Source organism: Pseudoalteromonas thalassia (genome assembly GCF_049257215.1).
GTDB classification, from domain to species: Bacteria; Pseudomonadota; Gammaproteobacteria; order Enterobacterales; family Alteromonadaceae; genus Pseudoalteromonas; species Pseudoalteromonas lipolytica_C.
In genome coordinates this window covers 1-1,214 of the sequence record NZ_JBMMUE010000035.1, presented here as the reverse complement: position 1 = coordinate 1,214, position 1,214 = coordinate 1, and the positions used below count along the sequence as shown (strand labels likewise).

General features: G+C 43.6%; 1 protein-coding gene. It reads right to left on the bottom strand.

From position 1 onward, the window contains the following. Positions 1-28: 28 nt before the first annotated feature. Positions 29-1,152, bottom strand: a protein-coding gene (locus tag AAEU31_RS20255) for an IS3 family transposase (RefSeq protein ID WP_421968133.1) whose coding sequence is annotated in 2 segments (ribosomal slippage) — positions 29-930 and positions 930-1,152 — 1,125 coding nt in all. Because the reading frame shifts where the segments join, the coding sequence is not laid out codon by codon here. Positions 1,153-1,214: the final 62 nt, after the last annotated feature.

The window sequence follows — 1,214 nt, the reverse complement described above, 5'->3', positions numbered from 1 at the left end:
CATGATCTTCCCTTGAAATTCTAGACACCTAGCTTGCTGATTTATACCTAGTTTCAAACTCTTCAGGGGACTGATGGCCAAGGTGGCTGTGCAGTCGAACTCGATTGTAAAATACTTCAATATAATCAAACAAGTCTGCTCTTGCTTCATCCCTAGTCGCGTATATTTTTCGTTTCACTCGCTCTGTTTTAAGTGAATGGAAGAAGCTTTCTGCAACTGCATTATCCAAGCAGTGCCCACGTCGACTCATGCTACTCGTTAAATTATTAGCCTGTAAAAACGCTTGGTAGTCCTCACTGGTATATTGGCTTCCTTGGTCACTATGCACAATCACATTTGATTTGGGTTGCCTGCGCCATACAGCCATCAGTATCGCTTTGATAACGAGTTCTCGCTTCATAGTTGGTTGCATTGACCAGCCAACTATCTTTCGAGAGAACAAATCAACAACGACAGCAAGGTAAAGCCAACCTTCGTATGTTTTGATGTAGGTAATATCTGTTACCCACGTATGGTCCGGCTGCGCTACAACGAATTGTTGCTGCACATGATTATCTGAAATGACCGATGGCGTTGAGGATTTAAAGTAACGTCGTTTATAACCTAAGTTCGCTTTGAGCTTAGCCAGCTTCATCAAACGAGCTACCCGGTTTTCGCCAACATGAGTACCATTACGCTTCAGTTGAGCTGTAATGCGAGGGCTACCATAAACACCGCCAGACTCGATAAAGGCTTCTGTGATCTCTTTGGTGAGTTGCTTGTTTTCAACTGCCCGAGGAGACTCAGGTTCATTTAACCAAGCATAAAACCCACTGCGATGAACGTTTAACACAGAACACATGCGAGTGACTTTCCATTTGTCGAGCCGAGATTTTATGAACGCGTACCTTTCCTTGACTCGCTTGCAAAGAACGCGGCGGCCTCCTTTAATATGTCACGCTCTTCTGTAACGCGCTTGAGCTCGGCCTTTAACCGTTTTAACTCTTCGCTTTCTTTGTTCTGCTTGGGCGTTTTTTTGGCCTTGTTGACCCAGTTATAAAGGGATTTATCAGTGATCCCCAATCGGTTGGCCACATCTTTGATCGCGTAGCCATGCTCGATAACCTGGCGAACTGCTTCGTCTTTAAATTCTTGCGGATATTTATTTCTCATAACACCTTCTATCTTACTTCATTTTCAAAATAAAAGATGTCTAGTTATTTGAGGGAAGATCA